The organism is Rhodococcus sp. NPDC055112 (assembly GCF_053607505.1).
In genome coordinates this window covers 1-23,450 of sequence record NZ_JBSGTR010000008.1, presented here as the reverse complement: position 1 = coordinate 23,450, position 23,450 = coordinate 1, and the positions used below count along the sequence as shown (strand labels likewise).

At 69.0% G+C, this 23,450-nt stretch carries 22 protein-coding genes and 1 pseudogene; 20 read left to right on the top strand and 3 right to left on the bottom strand.

The window, feature by feature from the left end:
• The first annotated feature begins 21 nt into the window (after nt 1–21).
• Nucleotides 22–870, top strand: a complete 849-nt coding sequence (locus ACWFRB_RS06215) for an aldo/keto reductase (protein WP_452639577.1) — start codon at nt 22–24, stop codon at nt 868–870.
• Between the two features lie 146 nt (nt 871–1,016).
• Here ACWFRB_RS06215 and ACWFRB_RS06210 read toward each other — a convergent pair whose 3' ends face one another.
• Nucleotides 1,017–2,369 (bottom strand): DUF222 domain-containing protein, encoded by a 1,353-nt coding sequence (locus tag ACWFRB_RS06210; protein WP_452639575.1) that lies wholly within the window; start codon nt 2,367–2,369, stop codon nt 1,017–1,019.
• Nucleotides 2,370–2,437: 68 nt separating this feature from the next.
• Here ACWFRB_RS06210 and ACWFRB_RS06205 point away from each other — a divergent pair.
• Nucleotides 2,438–2,816 (top strand): annotated as a pseudogene (locus ACWFRB_RS06205) (hypothetical protein); the annotation flags it as partial.
• A gap of 49 nt (nt 2,817–2,865) precedes the next feature.
• On the opposite strand, the gene ACWFRB_RS06200 reads toward ACWFRB_RS06205, so the two are convergent.
• Nucleotides 2,866–3,231 carry a hypothetical protein gene (locus ACWFRB_RS06200; RefSeq protein WP_452639574.1) on the bottom strand — a complete coding sequence of 122 codons (366 nt, stop codon included), beginning with the start codon at nt 3,229–3,231 and terminating at the stop codon, nt 2,866–2,868.
• A gap of 105 nt (nt 3,232–3,336) precedes the next feature.
• Between ACWFRB_RS06200 and ACWFRB_RS06195 the strand changes: the two genes are divergently transcribed.
• The 3 genes from ACWFRB_RS06195 (at nt 3,337) to ACWFRB_RS06185 (ending at nt 6,982) form a co-directional block, all read left to right on the top strand.
• Nucleotides 3,337–5,187 (top strand): hypothetical protein, encoded by a 1,851-nt coding sequence (locus ACWFRB_RS06195; protein WP_452639573.1) that lies wholly within the window; start codon nt 3,337–3,339, stop codon nt 5,185–5,187.
• Nucleotides 5,188–5,293: 106 nt separating this feature from the next.
• Nucleotides 5,294–5,929 (top strand): relaxase domain-containing protein, encoded by a 636-nt coding sequence (locus ACWFRB_RS06190; RefSeq protein WP_452639572.1) that lies wholly within the window; start codon nt 5,294–5,296, stop codon nt 5,927–5,929.
• A 150-nt stretch (nt 5,930–6,079) separates the two neighbouring features.
• The gene (locus tag ACWFRB_RS06185) at nt 6,080–6,982 is read left to right on the top strand and encodes an AraC-like ligand-binding domain-containing protein (RefSeq protein WP_452639570.1); all 903 of its coding nucleotides are present in this window, start codon (nt 6,080–6,082) and stop codon (nt 6,980–6,982) included.
• A 19-nt stretch (nt 6,983–7,001) separates the two neighbouring features.
• Here ACWFRB_RS06185 and ACWFRB_RS06180 read toward each other — a convergent pair whose 3' ends face one another.
• On the bottom strand, nt 7,002–8,090 hold the full coding sequence (locus ACWFRB_RS06180; protein WP_452639568.1) for an NAD(P)-binding domain-containing protein: 1,089 nt from the start codon (nt 8,088–8,090) through the stop codon (nt 7,002–7,004).
• Between the two features lie 39 nt (nt 8,091–8,129).
• On the opposite strand from ACWFRB_RS06180, the gene ACWFRB_RS06175 reads away from it, so the two are divergent.
• The 15 genes from ACWFRB_RS06175 (at nt 8,130) to ACWFRB_RS06105 (ending at nt 23,344) form a co-directional block, all read left to right on the top strand.
• Entirely contained in the window at nt 8,130–8,861 is a 732-nt protein-coding gene (locus ACWFRB_RS06175) for an enoyl-CoA hydratase (RefSeq protein ID WP_452639567.1), read from the top strand.
• Nucleotides 8,858–9,976 (top strand): MBL fold metallo-hydrolase, encoded by a 1,119-nt coding sequence (locus ACWFRB_RS06170; protein ID WP_452639565.1) that lies wholly within the window; start codon nt 8,858–8,860, stop codon nt 9,974–9,976. The genes ACWFRB_RS06175 and ACWFRB_RS06170 overlap by 4 nt, the downstream gene beginning before the upstream one ends.
• A 44-nt stretch (nt 9,977–10,020) precedes the next feature.
• Nucleotides 10,021–12,513 (top strand): HAD-IC family P-type ATPase, encoded by a 2,493-nt coding sequence (locus ACWFRB_RS06165; protein WP_452639563.1) that lies wholly within the window; start codon nt 10,021–10,023, stop codon nt 12,511–12,513.
• Nucleotides 12,514–12,600: 87 nt separating this feature from the next.
• Complete coding sequence (locus ACWFRB_RS06160; RefSeq protein ID WP_452639561.1) at nt 12,601–12,789, top strand: antitoxin; 189 nt, start codon at nt 12,601–12,603, stop codon at nt 12,787–12,789.
• Nucleotides 12,790–12,811: 22 nt separating this feature from the next.
• The gene (locus ACWFRB_RS06155; RefSeq protein WP_452639559.1) at nt 12,812–13,195 is read left to right on the top strand and encodes a thiol-disulfide oxidoreductase DCC family protein; all 384 of its coding nucleotides are present in this window, start codon (nt 12,812–12,814) and stop codon (nt 13,193–13,195) included.
• 4 nt (nt 13,196–13,199) lie between these two features.
• Nucleotides 13,200–14,789, top strand: coding sequence for a Na+/H+ antiporter (locus ACWFRB_RS06150; RefSeq protein ID WP_452639557.1), 1,590 nt, complete (start codon nt 13,200–13,202; stop codon nt 14,787–14,789).
• 32 nt (nt 14,790–14,821) lie between these two features.
• Nucleotides 14,822–16,042: a lipase family protein gene (locus tag ACWFRB_RS06145; protein WP_452639556.1), complete on the top strand. Its 1,221-nt coding sequence runs from the start codon at nt 14,822–14,824 to the stop codon at nt 16,040–16,042.
• 44 nt (nt 16,043–16,086) lie between these two features.
• Nucleotides 16,087–16,461, top strand: a complete 375-nt coding sequence (locus ACWFRB_RS06140) for an MmcQ/YjbR family DNA-binding protein (RefSeq protein ID WP_452639554.1) — start codon at nt 16,087–16,089, stop codon at nt 16,459–16,461.
• Complete coding sequence (locus ACWFRB_RS06135; protein ID WP_452639552.1) at nt 16,458–17,660, top strand: sensor histidine kinase; 1,203 nt, start codon at nt 16,458–16,460, stop codon at nt 17,658–17,660. Before ACWFRB_RS06140 ends, ACWFRB_RS06135 begins: the two co-directional genes overlap by 4 nt.
• Before the next feature lie 43 nt (nt 17,661–17,703).
• Nucleotides 17,704–18,522 carry a LytR/AlgR family response regulator transcription factor gene (locus ACWFRB_RS06130; RefSeq protein ID WP_452639550.1) on the top strand — a complete coding sequence of 273 codons (819 nt, stop codon included), beginning with the start codon at nt 17,704–17,706 and terminating at the stop codon, nt 18,520–18,522.
• Nucleotides 18,519–18,893 (top strand): hypothetical protein, encoded by a 375-nt coding sequence (locus ACWFRB_RS06125; protein ID WP_452639548.1) that lies wholly within the window; start codon nt 18,519–18,521, stop codon nt 18,891–18,893. Before ACWFRB_RS06130 ends, ACWFRB_RS06125 begins: the two co-directional genes overlap by 4 nt.
• An 18-nt stretch (nt 18,894–18,911) precedes the next feature.
• Nucleotides 18,912–20,678 (top strand): sodium/solute symporter, encoded by a 1,767-nt coding sequence (locus tag ACWFRB_RS06120; RefSeq protein WP_452639547.1) that lies wholly within the window; start codon nt 18,912–18,914, stop codon nt 20,676–20,678.
• Nucleotides 20,679–20,887: 209 nt separating this feature from the next.
• Nucleotides 20,888–21,250 carry a DUF485 domain-containing protein gene (locus tag ACWFRB_RS06115; protein ID WP_452639545.1) on the top strand — a complete coding sequence of 121 codons (363 nt, stop codon included), beginning with the start codon at nt 20,888–20,890 and terminating at the stop codon, nt 21,248–21,250.
• Nucleotides 21,247–22,881 (top strand): solute symporter family protein, encoded by a 1,635-nt coding sequence (locus ACWFRB_RS06110; RefSeq protein WP_452639544.1) that lies wholly within the window; start codon nt 21,247–21,249, stop codon nt 22,879–22,881. Before ACWFRB_RS06115 ends, ACWFRB_RS06110 begins: the two co-directional genes overlap by 4 nt.
• 31 nt (nt 22,882–22,912) lie before the next feature.
• Complete coding sequence (locus tag ACWFRB_RS06105; protein WP_452639542.1) at nt 22,913–23,344, top strand: type II toxin-antitoxin system Rv0910 family toxin; 432 nt, start codon at nt 22,913–22,915, stop codon at nt 23,342–23,344.
• Nucleotides 23,345–23,450: the final 106 nt, after the last annotated feature.

The window sequence follows — 23,450 nt, the reverse complement described above, 5'->3', positions numbered from 1 at the left end:
ACGGCCGGAGTTGTCCGTTGCATGACCTCTGTGAGCTCTCTCCCGAACGTGACGTTGAACGACGGCAACACCATCCCGCAGCTCGGCTTCGGCGTGTGGCAGGTGCCCGACGACGAGAGCTACTCGGCTGTCACCAGCGCGTTGAGCATCGGCTACCGGAGCATCGACACCGCGGCCATCTACCGCAACGAGGTGGGCACCGGCCGGGCGATCGCGGACTCCGGGGTGGCGCGGGACGAGTTGTTCATCACCACCAAGCTGTGGAACGGCGCGGAGGAGACCTGGACGGCGGACTCGGTTCGCCGCGAGTTCGACGCCTCCCTCGAGCGCCTCGGCCTCGATTACCTCGACCTGTACCTGATCCACTGGCCTCGCGCGGCGCGCGAGGACTACATCGCCATCTGGCGTGCCTTCGCCGAACTGAAGGCGGAGGGACGGGTGCGCTCCATCGGGGTCTCCAACTTCCAGCCTGCGCAGCTGAGCCGCATCATCGACGAAACGTCCGTGATCCCTGCCGTAAACCAGATCGAGCTGCATCCCTACTTCGCGCAGCCGGAGCTGCGGGCGTTCCATGCCGAGCATGGCATCGTCACCGAGGCGTGGTCGCCGCTCGGTCAGGGCGGCGCGCTGCTCGAGGACCCCGCACTGGCTCGGATCGCCGAGAAGTATCAGCGCTCCACCGCGCAGGTGGTGCTGCGGTGGCACCTGCAGATCGGCAACGTCGTCATTCCGAAGTCCGTGACGCCGTACCGGATTCGGCAGAACATCGACGTCTTCGACTTCGAGCTCGACGCGGATGACCTCACTGCGATCGCCGGCCTGGACGCAGGCAACCGGCTGGGGCCGGATCCGGACGAGTTCGATATGTGAAGGTGTCGCGTTTTCTGACGTAGACCGCCCCGGATCGCGGCCCCTTTGTGGGGTCGTGGTCCGGGGCGGTGCTTGTTGTGCGTGGGGTCAGCTCGCGAGTAACAGCTGATTTCGGTTGTGGGCGGGGATGGGTTTTCGCTCGTGGTCTAGCCAGTTCGGGGGTGTGAACCAAGGGTGTTGGTCGTCGCCGATGTGGACCTGCCAGTCGCCTTTGTGGATGAGTGTGTGGTGGAACCTGCAGAGCAGTACCAGGTTCGAGAGTTTGGTTTCGCCGCCGTCCGACCAGTGGTGGATGGGGGTACCGCCCTGCACGAAGTGCTTGGGGGAGGGTGGCCGTCGGTCCAGGCGGCGGGGCGGCCGCATCCGGGGAAGGCGCATCCGCAGTCGCGGGCGTCGAGTGCGCGGCGGAGTCGGCGGGGGATGGTGCGGGTGGTGCGGCCTACGTTGAGTGGGTTGCCGTCGTCGTCCATGACGATCGGGGTGATCGAGGCGTCGCAGGAGAGGGTGACGGCGAGGCGGAGGCCGATCGGTCCGAGCCAGGGCATCCATGCGGGGCCTCGGCGGATGAAGGACGAGCCGCTTCGGACCGAGTCTTGGCGCGCTCCGTCCTTTGGTGTCTCCGCGGGTCCGGCGCCTGAGCAGCGGGTTGCGTTCGCGAGGTCTCCGAGACCGACGAAGACGGTCATGTGGGGCCGCTCGCCGCCCTCGCCGGGGGCGGCGCCGGAATCGAGGTAGTGGCGGACGATGTCTGCGAAGGCGTCGGCGCGTCGCTGGGGTGCGGAACGGGAGTCGGGTTCACGATCGCCACTGGTGGTGTTGCGGCCGGGCTGTGGCTTGGACAGTGCGGACAGGGCGGTCATCAGTTGCTCGCCGGTGGCCTTGTCGAAGTGTCCCTTGACGCGCAGCCGGCCACCGGCGGTGCGGGAGGCGAAGAACTCGTTGAGTCTCTCGTTCTCGTCGTCGGGCGGATTCGTGTCGTCGGGTTGGAGCATCGAGGCCAGTCCGGCGACCCGCCTGCGGGTGTCCTCGGCGTTCTCTCGGGTGCCGTTGGTGAGGAGGTACTTGGTGCACTGGTCGGAGCATTCGGCGGTGGGGTCGTCGAATGTGCCGCCGTTGGCGGAGTTCTTGATGTCGGAGGTGTAGTCGGGGATTTTGTGGAGTAGTCCGATGATCGATCGGGCCTGCTCGGTGTCGATGTCGCCGTTCTCGAACGAGGCCTTGACGTCGGGGAAGCGATCGAGGTCGGCGCCGAGCGACATCACGCGCTTGGCGTGGCCGGGGGTGAGTTTCGACGACTCGGCGAGCCAGCCGATGGCGGATGAGGCACCCGTCAGCGTGACCACGCCACGGAACGCGGCCTCCTGGGTCAGTCGCACCCGAAGCGCCTCGAGCTGGCGGATCCGCCTCGACAGTTCCGGAACCAGGGTCACGAGTTCGCGCTCGTCGATCTGCCAGGCGACCACGTCCTGTGGTCGGTCGAGCAGATCGGTGAGTCCCATGTTCGAATTATAATCGAACAGATGTTCGATATCAAGAGGGATTGATCGCCAGTAACAGGGCCTCACCAGGGCACAGCACGACTGGGGTCACTGATCTCGGTGCCGCTATGACTCGGTTGGCGCCATACAACTGGGCGGTGGCGGCGCTGATGCTGCTCGTGCTCCAGGCGCTGGCCTCGTTGGCCCTGTTACGACTGCTCCGGCTGATCCTCGGTCGCCGCCCGGCCATCGTGATCCCTTTGGTGTTCTACCTCTTCTCGCCGCTGACCCTGCCCGCCTTCGCCTGGGGCCGCGGGCCTCAACGCGTTGCCGTTGTAGATCGGCCTTGCCTGGGTGGCGGGGGACGCGATTCGGTTGTGCCGCACCGGCAGCGCGCGCTACGCGATCTCGGGGTTCGTGGTGTTCGCCGTGTCGTTGCAGTTCTTCGAGAAGGCGGTGCTGGTTCCGCATCGACCGCAACGCCCAGTGCGGTTCCACGGCAACGGGTGCCGGACGGTCAGAAGTTCATGGTCAGGTTGTGGCGACCGGATTTCATCCAGCCGGTGACCACGGCCCGCTCCGCCTGCTCGGCTGTTCCCCCGCACCCGACGACGAGTCGGAATCGCTCGGCGTCATAGGCCGTGTACGAATACTCCCGCATCCATCCGTGGCCGCCGACTGGGTTGTCGAGTTCCGCCCACCCGGATTCGCCCTTCTCGGCGACCACCCACACCGCCACCGGTGGCGAATTCCGCGGACCCTGTTTGCAGCTCACCGTCCCGAAGACGGTCCGTGGGGTCAGGGCCTGTGCGGCCGGTGCCGCGAGCATGGCTGGCACAGCGACGAGTGCGGCGGCAGTGGCGGCAAACTTGAGGAAACGCATCTGGGTCCTCTCGGTCGCACGGGACTCTCGGCAACACCAAGCACTGATCCTAGCCAGCGTCCGCACGAATGCGCGCTCAATACCGGCACTAGTGTCGGGGACACCATGCGCGCAGAAACGCTCCCCGCGGACCGGGCCGAAGCCCCGGTCCCGGAGCAGGCCGCCGACGGGCGGCCCCGGGTGTCTCGCTGGTGGCCGCTGTCCGGCACCCGGGTCCTGCAGATCGCGTTCGCTCTGATCGCGCTCCAGCTGGTCGCGCGAGGCCTGGTCCTGAGCCGCGGTTATTTCTACTGGGACGACCTGATCCTGACCGGCCGGTCCGGATCCATGTCGCTGCTGTCGTCGGAGTTCCTGTTCTACGACCACGACGGTCACTTCATGCCCGCGGCCTTCCTCGTCGCCGGGATCGCAACCCGGTTGGCGCCGTACAACTGGCCGGTGGCGGCGCTGATGCTGCTCGCGCTCCAGGCGCTGGCCTCGTTGGCCCTGTTACGACTGCTCCGGCTGATCCTCGGTCGCCGCCCGGCCATCCTGATCCCTTTGGTGTTCTACCTCTTCTCGCCGCTGACCCTGCCCGCCTTCGCCTGGTGGGCCGCGGGCCTCAACGCATTGCCGTTGCAGATCGGCCTTGCCTGGGTGGCGGGGGACGCGATTCGGTTGTGCCGCACCGGCAGCGCGCGCTACGCGATCTCGGGGTTCGTGGTGTTCGCCGTGTCGTTGCAGTTCTTCGAGAAAGCGGTGCTGATTCCGCTGGTGGCCCTTGCCGCGGTCGCGCTGATCTACCGGGTCGACGGCCGGGCACGACCGATTCGCGCCGCGATCGGCAGGGGGGCGCTCCTCTGGTCGCCCGCGCTGCTCCTTGCGGTCGTGTGGTCGCTCATCTTCGGCCTCACCGTCACGACGGATTTCGCGCCGTACGACGGGTCCTCGGCGATCGAGATGGTCCGGCATGCGACATCGAAAGGCCTGCTGCCGACACTGTTCGGCGGGCCATGGACCTGGGACCGCTGGCCGCCGAGTCCGCCCTGGGCGGACCCACCCGGGGTGCTCATCGCCGCGAGCGGGGTCCTCGCCGCCGCGATTGTCGCCGCGACGATCGTCTGGAAGCGGCGGGTTGCGTGGGTGTGGATCGCGGTAGGGGCCTATGTGTTCGCCTCGGTTGCCGCGATGGTCGTGACCCGATCGGGTGTGGAGACGACCTTCGAGCTCGGGCAGACGCTGCGCTACCTGACCGACAGCGCCGTCATCATCGCCATCGCGCTGGCGGTCATCCTCCGTGCCCCCGCCCGAACGATCAGGGCGGGTTCGGGGCGTGGACCGACGGTGGCGGTGGCGCTGATGTCTGCGTTCGTCGCAGGCAGTCTGGTCTCGACCGTGACGTTTGCCGACAGCTGGCGGGACAATACGACACGCGACTACCTGGCCAACGCGCGGTCGGCGCTCGCGGCGCACCCCGATGTGCCGCTGCTGGAGCAGCCGGCGTCGATCTGGGTGCTGCTGCCCGTCGCGCACCCCCACAACCTGGTCAGTCACGTCCTCGGGCCGTTTCCCGATCGACCGGAATTCGCATCGGCCACGCCGGAGCTGCGCATGCTCGACGATGACGGCAGACTGGTCGACGCGGAGGTGACGTGGGTTCGGGCCATCGATCCGGGCCAGGAGCCGGGCTGCGGGCACCGCATCGGATCGGGCATCTCCGAGTTGCCGCTCGACGGACCGCTGGCGGGCTGGGAGTGGACCGTTCGGCTGAACTACCTGGCCTCGGCGGACGGTGAGATCACGGTGTCGCTCCAGCAGGGGGAGCCGGTCACGGTGCCGGTTCGGAGCGGCGCGAACAGTGTTTTCGTGCGCCTGACGGGCGGCGGGGGGCTGCTCGAGATCCGCGCGGTGGATCCGGACCTCACGCTGTGTGTCGGGTCCGGACCCGTTGGTGTGGTGGTGCCGAGTCCCCGGTGACCCGACTGGGTGATCCGCGCATGAGGATTCGACGATTCGCGCATCAGGGTCACAATTGGGTATTCGGTGCGGTCTGAACGGTTGTCCGGATGTCATCATGCCCGCTATGACGTGGGTTATCGCACACGCGGATTCGGTTCCGCCGCTCCAGTGTCCCGACATCTCCCGGCTGCGTTGGGTCGGGTCCTCCACCGCTGGACCGGAGTTCGTGCACCCACCCGAGATGCGCGTCGCCGAGTGGCTGTTCGGGGAGGGCTGCGGTGTGCGGCGCGAGAGCGCGTCGGTGTCGGCGCTCGAGGTGACCTTCACCCCGCCACGATCGGTTCTGCGTGCGGCCTTCGGCGGGAGATTGCGCGACCGCCTCGACGCGGTGCTCGCGGCCCACGAGCACGCGGTCGAGGAGACGTTGGCGACCTGGGAGCGGCATGCGACGGCTGTCAGGTTCGACACCTGTGCGGGCGTCGAGTGGTGTCCCGCGGTGGGTCTGGCCGGACTGTCGGAGATCGAGATCTGCGCCGAGCGACAGGTGATCTGTACCCGCTTGCACGTGTCCACCGTTGCGCTGACCCTGGACGACGCCCAGTGGCGCACCCTCGTCGTCGAGCGATTCCTGGACTGGCAGTCGCATGCCTGGTCCCAGTATCAGCGACTGCTCACATTGGGCGTACGGCGGTCGCTCGGTTGGGGATTCGAGTTCGCTCCATTGACGCCGGCGCACCAGGTGGTGGCCGATGCGGGCTGACCGACTGCGCGCGGGGGCCATTGTGTTGCGTTACAGTGTGTACTGGAACTCATGTCGGGGGGCAAGGGCGACACTGGGGGCGAATTGAACTCTGGCACGGCAACTCTGCAGACCGCGGGTCTGACGCAACGGTTTCGCGGCGGTCTCCACATGTGTGGGGCCGATGGGATCGACACGATCTCCGGGATCTGCCGATTCAGCGCCGAGCAGCCGTCGCAGTTCAGGGCGACGATGGGATCCACGGACTTCGGGATGATCCGCGTGAATCGGATGAAGTCGACCGCGGTCACCGCGGTCCGCGCCCGCACCATGCTGGACGACGAGATGGGTGACTACGTCTCGGTCGCGACCATCCGGTCGGGCACCGTTGGGGTGGAACAGGATCGGACCTCGGGTCGGGGCGGCGCGGGAGACATCACGTTTGTCGACTTCGGGCGCGAATTCGAGCTCGACGTCGCGGCAGGTAGTGAGGTCGTCTTCGTCTACCTCCCTCGCAGGCTGCTCGCGGAGAGGTCGATCGACACCCGAAAGCTCACCGGCGCCGTCATTCCGGGATCGCCCGTCGGGGGCGCGCTGGCGGGAATGTTGGAGCCGCTCACCCGTCATCACCCGAACACCCTTGCGGAACAGTCGCTGATCGAGCACGCGATCGTGGATCTGGCGCTGGCCGTGATCCAGCCATCGGGAGACGAGGTGCCCGCGCCGGAGGAGATGGCCGTTGGCAACCGGGCCCGGGTGTACGACTTCATCGAACGCAGCTTCACCGACCCGACGCTCAACGTCGATCGCGTCGCCGCTGGGATCAACGTCAGCCCCCGCTACCTCCACAAACTCATGGAGGGCGACGGCATCTCGGTCTACGGCATGATCCGCAGGAGACGGGTCAGGCACGGCATCGATCTGCTGTCGGACCCGGGCGCCGCGCACCTGTCGGTCGGCCAGATCGCGCGCAGGAGCGGGTTCACCGGGTTGAGTCAGTTCGGTCGCGCCGTCAGGGACCTCGCCGGTGAGTCCCCGCGGCAGATCCGGCAACGGGCCGCGGGCTCGGTCTGACGGGCCGGGGGGCGGTCCGCTACCGGGCGGTCACGCCCAGATGCTCGATCAGTTCCGCCGCGGCCGCCCGTCCGCCTCGGTTGGCCCCGATCGTGCTGGCGGACGGGCCGTATCCGAGGAGATGGATCCGCGGGTCGGACGCAACCTGCGTGGCCAGCCGCCCGGTCATCGTGATCCCGCCACCCGGCCCGCGAAGCCGGAGCGGGGCCAGATGGTCGAGCGAGCTGCGGAAACCGGTGCACCACAGGATCACGTCGGCGTGACGGTGCGTGCCGTCCGCCCATCGCACCCCGTCCGCGGTGATCTCGCTGAACATCGGCAGTCGTGTGAGGGCGCCGCGGTCGCGGGCTGCCCGGATCGCCGGGGTGACCGGCAGCCCGGTCACCGACACCACCGAGCCGGGCGGAAGGCCGCGCCGCACCCGGTCCTCGACCACCGCGACCGCGGCTCTGCCCTCCTCCGCGGTGAACGATTCCTCCCTGAACTGCGGGACGCTGCGGGTCACCCAGGTGGTGGAGGTGACCTGGGAGATCTCGTCGAGCAGTTGCACGGCGGAGATGCCGCCGCCCACGACGACCACGTGACGGCCCTCGAACTCGGCGGCGCTCTGGTAGTCCCTGGTGTGCAGCTGACGACCGAGGAACAGCTCGGCTCCCGGATAGCGAGGGATGAACGGGCGCTCCCAGGTGCCGGTGGCGTTGATGATCCCGCGGGCGGTGACGGGGCCGGAGTCGGTCTCCAGGGTGAGCAGGCCGTCGCCGGCCCGATCGCACACCACCCGGGTGTGCACCGGCCGGTGCACCGGCAGTTCGAAGCGGCGCTCGTACTCGGCGAAATAACGCGGTACCGCCTCGGCGGCGTGCACCTCGGCGGGCGCGGTGTCGTCCAGGACATCGGTGAACGGCATGCCGGGCAGGTCGTGCACGCGATTGACTGTGCTCAATGTCAGTGAGGGCCAACGGAACTGCCAAGCGCCTCCTGCGCCGGGGGAGTGGTCGAGGATCACGAATCCCGCACCCGGCTCGAGTCCGAACCGGCGCAGGTAGTAGCCCGCGGACAGGCCTGCCTGCCCGGCGCCGACGACCACGACGTCCGACTGTGTCTGCATGGTGGCAACCTCCCGGGTGTGAACGGTACGGTCATTCACATGATCGGGACCAGCCGCGACGGTGATGTGGTGACCATCGAGCTCCAGCGAGAGGAGCGGCGGAACGCTCTGAACACCGAGCAATGCGTGCTCCTGCGCGACGCCGTCGACGAGGCCGTTGCCCTGGGGGCGCGGGCGATCGTGCTGACCGGGCAGGGCTCCGCGTTCTGCGCGGGCGCCGACCTGTCCGGTGACGTGTACGCCGACGGCTTCACCGACACCCTGCTCGAGATGCTGCACACCATCGACGAGGCGCCGATCCCGGTGATCGCGGCGGTGAACGGCCCTGCGGTCGGTGCGGGCACCCAGTTGGCCCTGGCCTCGGACCTGCGGGTCGTCGCCCCCGGCGCCCATTTCGCGATCCCCGCCGCCAAGCTCGGCATCTCCGTCGACACCTGGACCGTGAAGCGGTTGGTGTCCCTCGCGGGCGGCGGACCGGCCCGCACCATGCTGTTCGGAGCCGAGTCGTTGACGGCCGAGGAGGCGCTGACCGCGGGACTGGCGAACAAGATCGGTGACCTCGCGGCCGCGCAGGACTGGGCCAAGCGCATCTCGGCGCTGGCCCCGCTGTCGCTGCGACACCTGAAGATGGTGTTCAACGACGACGGCACCCAGGACGACCCGACTCCCGAGCAGCTCAGCGCGCTGCAGGCGGCCTGGCGCAGCGAGGACATGGACGAGGCCCGCCAGGCTCGGTGGGAGAAGCGCCAGCCGGAGTTCAAGGGCCGATGAGACTCGGGATCAAGGGCGCCATCGCGGCCGCGGCCGGCCTGGCCGGGGTCGCGGCACTGGCGCGTGTCGGCACGGACCTGTCATCCGCCATGGGCGCCTCGACCACGGCGATCGTGCCGCACGCGACCGGTTCCGCCCGGTACCGCGGCAAGCGGTTCCACAACACCGAACCCAGCAGCCAGTTCGTGAGCACCCGCTCGAGCATCGTGACCTCGCTCCTCACCCGCGGCAGGCTGGGACGTCCGAGGAGCCCGATCCCGCTGGCCACCCCGCTGGCCCCCGCGCAGCCCGCGGAACTCGCCGTCACCTGGTACGGCCACTCCAGCGCGCTGATCGAGATCGACGGGCACCGGGTGCTCACCGACCCCGTGTGGAGCCACCGGGTCTCGCCCTCCCGGTTGGTCGGGCCCGCCCGGTTGCATCCGACCCCGGTCGGGATCGAGGCCCTGCCGCAGATCGATGCCGTCGTCGTCTCGCACGACCACTACGACCACCTCGACAAGGCCACCGTCCTGGCCCTGGTGCACACCCAGGGAGCCCCGTTCGTGGTTCCGAAGGGCATCGGGGCGCACCTGCGGCACTGGGGGGTGCCGGACGATCGGATCGTCGAGCTCGACTGGGACGAGCAGGCGACGGTCGGGGCACTGACCCTCACCTGCACCGAGGCGAGGCACTTCTCCGGACGCGGACTGGTGCGCAACCCGACGCTCTGGTCGTCCTGGGTGATCGCCGGACCGCAACGCACGGTGTTCTTCGGTGGTGACACCGGTTACACCCCGAGGTTCGCGGAGATCGGCAGGCGGCACGGCCCGTTCGACCTGACGCTGCTCCCGGTCGGCGCCTACGACGAGCACTGGCCGGACATCCACATGAACCCGGAGGAGGCGGTCCGGATGCACGCCGATCTCAACCAGGGCGAGCCCGGGTCAGGCGTGCTGGTGCCGGTGCACTGGGCCACCTTCAATCTGGCGTTCCATCCGTGGGCGGAGCCGGTGACACGGCTGTTGACCGCGGCGGGTGAGGTGGATACGAAGGTGAGCGTGCCGATGCCGGGACAGCGGATCGACGTGCTGCGCCCGGCCTCGCAGCGGCAGTGGTGGCTGCGGCTCGCGTGATCGAGAGGCGGCGGGTGTCCCCGGGTCTGGCATAACCTGGCGGCATGGCCCCCGACGAGAATTCCGGCGACGGTGTGACGGTCGCAACACTGACTGCAGGAGAGGTCGACGTCTCGACCGGTTTGACCGCGGCGCAGGTGTCGCGCCGGGTTGCGGACGGGCAGACCAATGACGTGCCCGGTCGCGCGAGCCGGTCGGTCAAGGAGATCGTCCGCGCCAACGTGTTCACCCGGATCAACGCGATTCTCGGTGTGCTGCTGATCATCGTGCTGGCCACGGGCTCGGTGATCGACGGCATGTTCGGGCTGCTGATCATCGCGAACAGCGCGATCGGCATCATCCAGGAAGTCAGGGCCAAGCAGACCCTCGACAAGCTGGCGATCGTCAGCCAGGCCAAGCCCCAGGTGCGCCGCGACGGCGCATCGGTGTCGGTGGCGCCGAACGAGGTGGTTCTCGACGAGATCATCGAACTGGGCGCGGGCGACCAGATCGTGGTCGACGGCGCCGTGGTCGAGGGCGAGGTCCTCGAGGTCGACGAATCGCTGCTGACCGGCGAGGCCGACCCCGTCCACAAGCGGCCGGGCGAGCAGGTGCTCTCGGGCAGTTTCGTGGTGTCCGGCAGCGGCGCCTATCAGGCCACGAAGGTCGGCAAGGATGCCTACGCGGCGAAATTGGCTGCGGAGGCGAGCAAGTTCACACTGGTGCACTCCGAGCTGCGCAGCGGCGTCGACAAGATCCTCAAGTTCATCACCTACCTGATGATCCCGGCGGGCCTGCTGATCATCTACAACCAGTTGTTCGTCAGCGAGCAGGATCTGCCCGCGGCGCTCAACGGCATGGTCGCGGCGCTGGTCCCGATGGTGCCGGAGGGCCTGGTGCTGATGACCTCGCTGGCCTTCGCGGTGGGCGTGGTGCGGCTGGGGCGCAGACAGTGCCTGGTGCAGGAACTGCCCGCGATCGAGGGGCTCGCCCGCGTGGACGTGGTGTGCGCGGACAAGACCGGCACGCTCACCGAGAACGGTATGCGGCTGTCGGAGTTGCGTTCCCTCGACGGGGACGAGGCCTCGGCTCGCGACGCGCTCGCGGCGATGGCGGGCAACGATCCCCGTCCGAACGCGAGCATGCTGGCGATCGCGGAATCCTGTGACGGCGATCCCGGCTGGTCCAGCACCGCCATCGCACCGTTCACCTCCGCCAAGAAGTGGAGCGGTATCTCGTACGGCGACAACGGGAACTGGGTGCTCGGCGCCCCCGACGTGCTGCTCGACCCGGAGACCGACACCGCCCGCGAGGCCGAGGAGATCGGCTCGAAGGGCCTGCGCGTGCTCATGCTCGGCAGCAGTGACCTGTCCGTGGACGACTCCGCGGCACCGGGTGTGGTGACGCCGCGGGCGTTGGTGGTGCTCGAGCAGCGGGTCCGGCCCGATGCCAGGGAGACCCTCGAGTACTTCGCCGACCAGCGCGTGGCGGTCAAGGTGATCTCCGGGGACAACGCGGTTTCCGTTGGCGCGGTTGCTGGTTCGCTCGGATTGCCCGGCGGTGACCGTCCGATCGACGCGAGGGAGCTGCCGACCGACCGGGAGGCGTTGGCCGACACCCTTGACACGGCCACCACCTTCGGCCGGGTGCGGCCGGACCAGAAGCGCGAGATGGTCGGGGCGCTGCAGTCGCGCGGCCACACGGTGGCGATGACCGGCGACGGCGTCAACGACGTGCTCGCGCTCAAGGACGCCGACATCGGTGTGTCGATGGGCTCGGGCAGCCCCGCGACCAGGGCGGTCGCCCAGATCGTGCTGCTGGACAACAAGTTCGCCACCCTGCCGTACGTGGTCGGCGAGGGACGCCGGGTGATCGGCAACATCGAGCGTGTCTCGAACCTGTTCCTCACCAAGACCGTGTACTCGGTATTGCTGGCGCTGCTCGTCGGGCTGTCGGGGGTGTGCTCCGAGTTCTTCGACTTCGAGCCGATGCCGTACCCGTTCCTGCCGCGGCACGTGACGATCGCCGCCTGGTTCACGATCGGCATCCCGGCGTTCATCCTCTCGCTTGCGCCCAACAACGAGCGGGCGCGCACCGGATTCGTCCCGAGGGTGATGCGCTTCGCGGTGCCGTCCGGCCTGGTCATCGGCGTCGCCACGTTTGTCGCCTATGCCCTGGTGTACGCCGGGCCGGAGGCAACCGAGACGCAGCGGATACAGGCCGGGACCACGGCCCTGATCACCCTGATCATGATCGCGCTCTGGGTGCTGGCCATCGTGGCGCGGCCGTACACGTGGTGGAAGGTGCTGCTGATCGCCGGGTCGGTGGCCGGATACCTCGTCCTGTTCGCGCTGCCCTTCACCCGTGAGTTCTTCAAGCTCGACCCGTCGAACGTCGGGGCCACCACCACCGCGTTCGTCTGCGGCGCGGTGGGCGTTGTGCTCGTTGAGGTGTCGTGGTGGGTCTCCGGTGCGATCCACGGCGAGAAGCGGCGGCTGTTCGCGCAGCCGGATGTCGGCGGCGTGACCGGCTCGAATGCCCCGGATCAGGTGGCGTGACCACCGGATCTCTGTGAGACTGGGGGCGAAGCGGGGGAACGCCCCGGCGACCCAAGGTGCCCGACCGGCACCAGAAGAGGAGACGCTATGAGCTTCATGGACACCCTCAAGGGACTGTTCGGCAAGGGCAAGCAGGCCGCCGCCCAGCACTCCGACAAGATCGAGGACGCCGTCGACAAGGCGGGCGATTTCATCGACGAGAAGACCGGCGGCAAGTACGCGCAGCACGTCGACAAGGCCCAGGATGCGGCCAAGAAGATCATCCCCAACGAATAGCCGATCCCGAACAGGAGCCGCAATGTCCGATCCTTCCCCGTACACGGTGGAGCTGCTGTTCGATCGGGATTGCGGCTTCTGTGTACGTAGCGCGAACTTCCTCGATCGCATCGACCGCCGCGGTCGGGTCAGCACGGTCGCGCTGCAGCAGCGGGGCGCGCCGGAGAGATTCGGAGTGGACACCGAGGCCGCGCTCGAGCAGGCATGGGCGGTGGACTCGCGCGGTGACCGATATGCGGGTGCGGGCGCCATCAATGCTGCGCTCTCGGGGGTGCTCGGCACCCGAATCCCGTTGTTCGTCTACAGGATCTGGGGTATCCGCCAACTCCAGGACCGGCTGTACCGCTGGGTGGCGGCCAACAGGCATCGTTTGCCGGGTAAGGGCGGAAGCTGCGCGGTGAACTAGGCCGATGACGGTCACCTGGCTGTTCCTCGTCGTGATCGTGGCCATGGCAGTGACGGGGTTCGCCAAGAGGTTCGATCTGCAGGTCCCCCTGGTGCTCGTCGCCATCGGAGGCGCCGCCTCCTTCATCCCCGGACTCCCTCGCCTCGAGCTCTCGCCGGAGCTGATGCTCGGCGTCGTCCTGCCGCCACTGCTCTACTCGGCGGCACTCGACTTCTCGTTCAGCACATTTCGGCGCAACCTCGCCCCCATCCTGCGGCTCGGCATCGGCATGGTCGTCGTCACCACCTTCGCCGTCGGATGGTTCGCCAACTGGCTGGTGCCGGAGCTGACCCTGGGAGCCGCGCTCGTTCTCGGCGCCGTGGTGGCGCCGCCCGACGCCGTGGCCGCGGTCGCGGTGGGCCGGAAGCTGGGTCTGCCGCGCCGCATGATGGCGATCCTCAAGGGCGAGTCCCTGGTCAACGATGCCGCGGCGCTGACCCTGTTCGCCCTCGCGACCGCGGCGGTCACCGGCAGAAAGATCGCGATCGGGTCGCCGGTGTTGTACTTCCTCTACGAGGTCGTGGGCGGAGTCCTTGTCGGGCTTGCCCTTTCGTTTGCGGTCCGGTTCGTCCGCGCGCGGATCGCGGACCCGCCGATGGAGACCGTGCTGGGGTTGTTGCTGCCGTTTGCCGCGTACTTCGCGGCGGAGGAGATCCATGCCTCCGGGGTGCTCGCCGTGGTCACGGCGGGATTCGTCCTCGGGCGCGATGTCGGGGACGAGTCCGTCTCCACCCGCCTCCAGGAGAGCGCGGTGTGGCCGACGATCGACCTGGTGATGGAGACGTTCGTCTTCGCCTACATGGGATTGCAGTTGCGGTTCGTCATCGAGGACGTGCGCGACGAGGGGCTCCCCGTCCACCACATCTTCGCCTACGGGCTGGCGATCCTCGCACTGGTGATCCTGATTCGGCCCGCGTGGATCTTCGCCACCCAGGCCAGGAGTGAGGGCTGGCGCCAGAACCTGGTGATCTCATGGGCGGGGATGCGCGGCGTCGTCACCCTCGCAGCCGCGTCCGGTGTGCCGCTGACGACCCTGGCGGGCGACCCGTTCCCCGGTCGAGGCGTCATCGTGGCGGTCGCCTTCACCGTGGCTGTGGGAACGCTGCTGATCCAGGGCCTGACGCTGCCACTGCTGATCCGACGGCTCGACGTGGCCGATCCGGATGAGGACCAGCGACAGGGTGAGCAGATGATGCTCGCGCGGCGGATCTCTCACGATGCGGCCGCGCAGTTCCTCGAGGAGACGCTGCGGGATCCGCCTGCCGGGATGCCGACCGGGGAGCTGTCGGCGCTCGTCGAGCGGGTCCAGCGGGTGTCCGAGGCAAGGGCGAACATGGATCGGGCCGAGGAGGTCAGCGAACACGAGGCGAAGGCGCTGCGGGCGAGCGCGGTGTTCAACCGGTTGCGCCGCGGGGTTCTCCAGGACCAGCGGGCGGCGCTGATCGCCGCCAGGAACGCGGGCGAACTCGACGACGAGGTGCTGCGGTACGTGCTCGACGGCCTCGACATCGAAGAGGTGGCGGCCGAGTCGAGGGTGCGGCGGTCGCGGTGGTGAGCGCCCCGGCGCAGCTCGGGCACAATCGGATCGTGAACTGGGCCAGAGTGATCCTCGCCGCCATCGCGTGTGCCGCGCTCGCCGCCGGCTGCTCCGATGCCCCCGCCGAGTCCGCGCCCGACGCCGTGACCTCGGCCGCGGACGCCGCCATCACGCCGGCCCCGGCTCCCGTCGGCGACGAGCGAGGGGCGCTGATCGAGGACCAGCCGCTCGCCGAGACCGCGGCGGTGAGTTCGCACGGCCCGGTCACCGCTCGCAGGCTCGTCTACCGCTCCACCTCGGGCCTGGACGGCAGCGGAACCGAGGTGTCCGGCACGGTTTTCGTGCCGCCGGGCGCCGCACCGGAGGGCGGGTGGCCGATCGTCACGGTCGGACACGGCACCACCGGCGTCACCGACGAGTGCGCGCCCTCGCAGTACCCGGACCTGCTCGGGGCCGTCGGCATGGTCACCGCGCTTCTCGAGCGGGGCTACGTCGTCGTCGCCTCCGACTATCAGGGGCTCGGTACACCTGGACCGCACCCGTACCTGGAGCCGAAGTCCGCCGCGTACAACCTGATCGACGGGGTCAGGGCGGCCAGGGCGGCGGTACCGGACACCTCGAACCGCTGGGCGGCGCTCGGCCTCTCTCAGGGCGGTCAGGCGTCTTGGTCCGCGGCCGAACACACGACCGGATACGGCGACGGGCTGGATTTCGTCGGCGCGGCAAACCTGTCCCCGGCGGCGGACCTGTCGCACATCGCCGACGACCTCGGTGGGATCTCGCTGACGCTGCCGCAACAGATATTCCTACCGATGCTGCTCGCGGGCAGCGAGGCGCAGCACACCGGCCTCGATCCGGCGAACTACATCCGGGGCGCGCTGGCGGACAGCCGAGAGACCCTGATGTCGTGCGCCCCGCAGGACGCCGAGCGGAAATGGGATGCGGCGGTGCAGATCACCCGGGCGGACAGCCTCCCGCTGACCACTGCGGACACCGATCGGATGCGGGCGTGGCTGGAGCGGATCGCGCTGCCCCAGCAACGCACCGGGGCACCGATGCTGGTGGTGGTCGGGGATACCGACGATCTGATCCCCGCGGACTGGACAAGGGCGGCGGTGGCAGAGGCCTGTGCCCTCGGCGACGTGATCGCGCTGGAGTCGCGGCCGGGTGAGGGACATGCCGATGCGCGGGCCAACGCGGGGGCGGTGGACTGGATCGCGGATCGGTTCGCGGGCGTGCCCGCGCCGAACACCTGCCAGGGCACCCCGTGAGCATCTCGTGGTCGGCGACCGCCCGGCTGTCGTAGCGTCTACTCATGACCGCGACCAGCCCGCTCGACCGGCTCCGCGAGCTGTGCCTGCGGATGCCCGAGGCGACGGAGCGGATCAGCCACGGCGAACCGGCCTGGTTCGTCCGTAAGGCCCCGCAGTTCGCGACCCTGTCCGACCACCATCACGACGACCGGCTGGCCTTCTGGGCGGCGGCGCCCGCCGGGGCGCAGGCGGATTGGGTGGCCCGGGACCCGGAGCGCTTCTTCGTGCCGCCGTACGTGGGTGGGCGCGGCTGGATCGGCGTGTACCTCGACCGTCCGCAGGAGTGGGACGACATCGCGGACATCGTCGAGGACGCGTACCGCACGGTCGCCCCGCGGAAGCTGCTCGCTCTGCTCGACGAGAGTCGGGACCGGTGACCGGTACCACCGCCGCGGTTCTGCTGGTCATCGTCGTCGCGGCCCTCGCGCTCGGCGCGTGGTGGCTGCGCGGCCGCAGGACACTCACCACGCCCGCGGAGCGAGCCGTGCACGCAACCCTGCACACGGCCGCCCTCGCCGCGAAACCGCTGCGCCGCGGTCTCGACGCCACCTCCGCGGCGGAGGCCGCCCCGCACCTGCAGGCACTTACCGGTGCGGATGCGGTGGCGCTGGCCTCCGCGGACGGGGCGCTGCTGGCCTGGCACGGACCGCACGCGGACCTGGCCGAGCGGTTCCTGGAGGCCGGGCTCAGGGCCGTCGCCGGTGAGCGCCGGGTCCTGGTCGAATCGGCCGAGCTCGGCAAGCCCGAGGTCGGGGCGTTGATCGTCCAACCGCTGCTCATCGAGGATTCCGGGGTTGTCGGCGTGATGGGCGTGGTGACCGCGGGGGAGCCCGGGCCCGGCGCGATCGGCGCGATCACGGAGGTCGCCCGGTATGCGTGCAGCCAGATCGAGCTGGCCGAGCTCGACGCGTCCAGGGCGCGACTGGACCGGGCCGAGGTGCGCGCCCTGCGCGCTCAGATCAGCCCGCACTTCATCTACAACGCGCTCAACACGGTGGCGTCCTTTGTCCGTACCGACCCGGACAGGGCGAGGGAGCTGATCCTCGAGTTCGCCGACTTCACCCGGTACTCGTTCCGGTCCGCGGGCGAGTACACCCTGCTGGCCGACGAACTGCGCAACATCGACCGGTATCTGACCCTCGAGCGGGCCCGGTTCGGCAAGGCCCTTGAGGTGCGCCTGCAGGTCGCCCCGGAGGTGTTGGGCGTCGTGCTGCCGTTTCTTGCGCTGCAACCCCTGGTGGAAAACGCCGTGCGGCATGGGATCTCGAGTAAGCCACAGGGGGGAACCGTGAGCATCGTCGCGGCAGACGAGGGCACCGACTGCGTCATCAGCGTCGAGGACGACGGCGTCGGGATGGATCCCGACCTGTTGCGCTCGGGCTCGCTGGACGCGGTCGAGTCCGGCGGCGACCGGCCGAGCGCCAGGGAATCCGCGCACGTCGGCCTGGCGAACGTGGACGACCGACTGCGCGCTGCGTTCGGGAACGACTACGGGTTGGTGGTGGAGACGGCGCCGGGCGCGGGCACCAAGGTGAGTATGCGGGTGCCGAAGTTCCGTCCGGGAATCAGGGCCTGAGTGTGACGGCGGGGAGATTCACCCATGGCACGATGGTTCCGTTGTGACGCCGAACTCCGATGGGCCGACGATCGCCCCGCTGACCGTGCTTGCCGTCGACGATGAGCGCCCCGCCCTCGACGAGCTGGCCTATTTGCTGCGCGCTCAGGATGCGGTCGGCGACATCCTCACCGCGAGCGACGCCACCACCGCGCTGCGGGTGATCAAGGATCGTCTCGGCAGGTCCGCGGCCATCGACGCGGTGTTCCTCGACATCAACATGCCCGGCCTCGACGGGCTGGAGCTGGCCGGAGTGCTCGCCGCGTTCGCGGATCCGCCCGCGGTGGTGTTCGTGACCGCGCACGACGATCGCGCGGTCGCGGCGTTCGACCTCGGAGCCGTCGACTACCTGCTCAAGCCGTTGCGTGAGGAACGACTGGCGGAATCGGTCCGCAGGATCGTCGCGCTCAAACAGCAGCACGAGCGCGCGGGGTCGGGCAGGCCCGAGCCGGACGCGGACGAGGTGATCCCGGTCGAACTGGGCGGCGTCACGACCCTGGTTCCCCGGTCCGCGGTGGCCTGGGTGGAGGCCGACGGCGACTACGCCAGGCTGCACACGGCGACCGGGTCGCATCTGGTGCGGATCCCGATCTCGGCCCTGGAGAGCCGCTGGGAACACGCCGGATTCCTGCGGGTGCACCGCTCGTACCTGGTGTCGCTGCAGCTGGTCACGGGGATTCGCAGCGTCGGCAACGGCACTGTGGTGTGCCTGCGGGCCGTCGGGGACGGACCGGCCGTCGAGCTGCCGGTGAGCAGGCGGCACACCAGGGAGCTCAAGGATCGGCTGGTGCGCGCGCCGCGGCAGAGCTGGACCGGCCGGTGACCGCGCCAGGGGGAGCGCCGAGGGCACGGGAGCGGGTGGTGCTGGCCAAACGGCACGGCGCCCGGATCGTGCGCACCCGGGTGGAGGTCCAGGAGCAGACCGAGGTCGGCGACGCGATGATCCGCGGGCTGGTCCGCGCCCAGCTGGGGCTGGCCCTGCGGCTGGCCCTGCTCGCCGCCGGGCTGCTGTCCGCGGTGCCGCTGCTGCTCATCGCGTTCCCCGGGCTCGCCGAGGTGGAGGTGCTCGGGATCCGGCTGCCCTGGCTGGTCCTCGGGGTCCTGGTGTACCCGGTGCTGCTGGTCGTCGGCAGGCTCTACATCGGGCGCGCGGAACGCAACGAGCAAGAGTTCGTTGACCTGGCCGACGACTGAGCGCGGTTGGTGGCCACGATGTCCGGACAGCCCATCCCGGTGGCAACGGTGCTCGGCCTGTTGGCCGCGGCGGTGGTGACGGTGGCCATCGGCATCTACGGGGTCCGGCTGGCGCGCACCACGTCGGACTTCCTGGTCGCCTCGCGCAGCGTCGGTCCACGCTGGAACGCGGCCGCGATCTCCGGTGAGTACCTGTCGGCGGCATCGTTTCTCGGTGTCGCCGGGTTGATCGCCAAGTACGGAGCCGACGCCCTCTGGTATCCGGTCGGCTTCACGGCGGGCTACCTGGGATTGCTGTTGTTCGTGGCCGCGCCGCTCCGCAGGTCCGGCGCCTACACGGTTCCCGATTTTGCCGAATTCCGTTTGGGTTCAACACGACTGCGCAAGCTCGCCATGGTGGTCGTGGCGGTGATCTGCATCCTGTACATGGTCCCGCAGTTCCAGGGCGCCGGCCTGACGGTCGGCATCCTGCTGGGCATCCCCACCTGGGTGGGCGCGGTCGCGGTCGCGCTGATCGTCATCGCGAACGTGGTCGGCGGCGGGATGCGCTCGATCACCTTCGTGCAGGCATTCCAGTACTGGCTCAAGCTCACGGCGGTCGCGGTGCCCGCGTTGGTGCTCGCGGTGCACTTCCTCGGTGAGGAGCACGATCTCGGTGCACCGGCGCCGCCCACGGTGGGGGAGCGCACCACGGTGGATATCACCACCGACGTCGTCGTCCAGGTGTCGGGGCCGATCGCTGCCGGCGTCAGCGGAACCCTCGACGGCGCGGAGGTGGACGGCACCGTCATGCTGGGGCCCGGTGAGCACGAGCTGGGTTCGGGCACCGCGCTCATCCTCGAGGCGGGCTCGCCGGTGCCGGTGGTCGCCGGTGCCCCCGCCACCGACGCCGACTGGCTCGAGCCCGGTTCGGGACTCGGCGGCGAGCACCCGCTCTTCCAGGTGTATTCGCTGATGATCGGGATCTTCCTCGGCACGGTGGGGCTGCCGCACGTGCTGGTCCGCTTCTACACCAACCCGGACGGCCGCGCGGCCCGGCGGACCTCGCTGGTGGTGATCGGGCTGCTCGGCGTGTTCTACCTGTTCCCGACCCTGCTCGGGGTGTTCGCCAGGTTGTGGGTGCCGCAACTGCTCATCACGGGCACCTCGGATGCGGCGGTGTTGTTGCTGCCGGGCTCGGTGCTGTCCGGCCCCGGCGGCCAGTTGCTGGCCGCGCTCGTCGCGGCAGGCGCGATCGCCGCATTCCTGTCGACCTCCTCGGGGCTGTTGGTCAGCGTCGCCGGTGTGCTGAGCACCGACGTGCTGCGTGGGCGGGTCCGCGACTTCAGGGTGGCGGCGGTGCTGGCGGGCGTGGTGCCGCTGCTGCTCGCGCTCGGCATGGTGTCCGTCGACCTGTCCCGGACCGTCGGGCTGGTGTTCGCCGTCGCGGCGTCCACCCTGTGTCCGCTGCTGGTCCTCGGCATCTGGTGGCGTGGGCTGACGGCGGTCGGGGCGGTGGCCGGGATGGTCACCGGTGGCCTGGTGGCCGGGTCCGCGGCCCTGTTGACCGCAGTCGGCGGGGTACCGGGCGGCTGGGCGGACTGGACGCTGACCGGTTGGCCAGGTGCCGTGGTCGGTTATCCGGCGGCGGTGAGCGTGCCGCTGGCGTTCCTGGTCATGGTGCTCGTCAGTCGGGTCACCCGCGGCCAGGTGCCGCAGGACGTCGGCCGGACCTTCACCCGCATGCACGCGCCGGAACGGCTCGGCGTCGGCAGGGACAGGGAAGGGGACCTCCGGTCCCTGTGAGCACTTCTGGCCCCTATGGACCCCATAAGTACTCACGGGCGGCGCAGCCGCCTGTGCCGTTCGTCGTGTCGTGGCGACCGTCCGGCGAGGGATTCGACGGTTCGGCGTGTGACCGCCGCCACAGCCTGTCTCTGTGACCTGTGTCTCATTAACGTCTGTGACCTGCCGGTCCTCACGGGATCTGGCCCACACTGACCGAGGAGTCCGCAGTGACCACAGCCGACCTGATCCCGGAGAGGTCGCCCGAGCGACCGACCCCGGACGCGCAGGCCTTCATCGACATGCAGGCCAGTCCCGAGTTCCAGGAGTTGCGTAGCCGGCTGCGGCGCTTCGTCTTCCCGATGACGGCGTTCTTCCTGGCCTGGTACGCGACCTACGTGCTGCTGGCGACCTACGCGACCGACTTCATGGCCACCAAGGTGATCGGCAACGTGAACCTCGGCGTCATCCTCGGGCTCGGCCAGTTCGTGTCGACCTTCGTCATCACCGCGCTCTACGTGAAGTTCGCGAACCGCGAGCTCGACCCCCGTGCCACCGCGATCCGCGAAGAGCTGGAAGGACCGGCCAAGTGACCATTCTGGCAGCGGGTACGGCCTCGGTCGGCAACCCGGCACTGAACATCGCGATCTTCGTGGCGTTCGTCGTGATCACCATGACCATCGTGATCCGCGCGAGCCGCACCACGAAGAAGGCGTCCGACTTCTACACCGGCGGCGCCCAATTCTCCGGCCCGCAGAACGGCTTCGCCATCGCGGGCGACTACCTGTCGGCCGCCTCCTTCCTCGGCATCGCGGGGGCCATCGCGGTCTACGGCTACGACGGGTTCCTCTACTCGGTGGGCTTCCTGGTCGCCTGGCTGGTGGCGCTGCTGCTGGTCGCCGAATTGCTCCGCAACACCGGCAGGTTCACGATGGCCGACGTGCTCAGCTTCCGGCTGCGGGAGCGTCCGGTCCGGATGGCCGCTGCCCTGTCCACGCTGGTGGTCTCTCTGTTCTACCTGCTCGCCCAGATGGCTGGGGCGGGCGGACTCGTGGCCCTGCTGCTGAACATCAACGGCAAGGTCGGCCAGGCCATCGTCGTCGCGGTGGTCGGCGTCCTGATGATCGTCTACGTGCTCATCGGCGGCATGAAGGGCACCACCTACGTGCAGATGGTCAAGGCCGTGCTGCTCATCCTTGGCGCCGGAATCATGTTCGTGCTGGTGCTCTTCGCGGTGAAGGGCAACTTCTCGCAGCTGCTCGCGGACGCGCAGGCGATGGTCAACGGCTCCGCCAACGAGGCGGTCGCGGGCCGCGACATCCTCGCGCCCGGCGCGAAGTACGGCATCAGCTCCATGTCGCGGCTGGACTTCATCTCGCTCGGCATCGCGCTTGTGCTCGGCACCGCAGGTCTGCCGCACGTGCTGATGCGCTTCTACACCGTGCCCACCTCGAAGGAGGCCAGGCGGTCGGTGACCTGGGCGATCGGCCTGATCGGGGCGTTCTACCTGTTCACCCTGGTGCTCGGATACGGCGCCGCCCGGATGGTCGGGCCCGACAAGATCCTCGCGGCGCCGGGCAAGGAGAACTCCGCCGCGCCGCTGCTCGCGTTCGAACTCGGCGGCACCATCTTCCTCGCGGTCATTTCCGCGGTGGCGTTCGCGACCATCCTCGCCGTCGTGGCAGGCCTGGCGATCACCGCCTCGGCCTCCTTCGCTCACGACATCTACGCCAGCGTCATCAAGCGGGGCAAGGCATCCGAGGAGCAGCAGGTCCGGGTCTCGAGGATCACCGTGGTGGTCATCGGACTCGTCTCGATCGTCCTCGGCATCCTCGCGATGGGGCAGAACATCGCCTTCCTGGTCGCGCTCGCCTTCGCCGTCGCGGCCTCCGCGAACCTGCCGACATTGCTGTACTCGCTGTTCTGGAAGAAGTTCAACACCACCGGCGCCCTGTGGAGCATCTACGGCGGCCTGATCAGCTGCCTCGTGCTGATCGTGTTCTCGCCCGCGGTGTCCGGCAAGGCCTCGTCGATGTTCCCGAGCGCCGACTTCGACTTCTTCCCGTTGGCGAACCCGGGCATCGTCTCCATCCCGCTCGCCTTCCTGCTCGGGATCGTCGGCACCTACGTCGGCCGGGCCAAGCAGGAGAACGCGGCGAAGCAGGCCGAGATGGAGGTTCGCTCCCTGACCGGGGTCGGCGTCGAGAAGGCCGTTGCCCACTAGCGGGACGTTGACTGTTCGCTACGATTCGTCAATGGCGAAGCTGAAGGTGTCGATCGATGTGCCGTTGTCCCCGCAGGAAGCGTGGGAGAAGGCAAGCGCTCTGGAGGAATTCGAGAAGTGGCTCTCGATTCACGACGGTTGGCGCTCCGAGATCCCCGAGCAGTTGACGGCCGGGACCACCGCAGAGTCGGTGGTCTCGGTCAAGGGGATGCGGAATCGGATCAAGTGGGTCATCAAGGAGTACAACCCGCCCAAGACCCTGCTCCTGAAGGGGGACGGCAAGGGCGGCGTCAAGGTGAACCTCACGCTCTCGGTGACGCCCAAGGGTGGCGGCGCCGAGGTCGGTTTGAACATCGAGCTCGGTGGGGCGCCGCTGTTCGGCCCGATCGGGTCCGGCGTGGCCCGCGCACTCAAGGGCGACATCGAGGGCTCGCTGCGCACGTTCGTCACCCTGTACGCGTAGGTCGGACTAGATGTACTGCCCAGGCAGGTTGGTTGAGGGATTGCGACGACACGCTGTGACTGGTCGTTGAACAGCGAAGGTCTCCTGTCGTGAAGTGGAGCTGCTT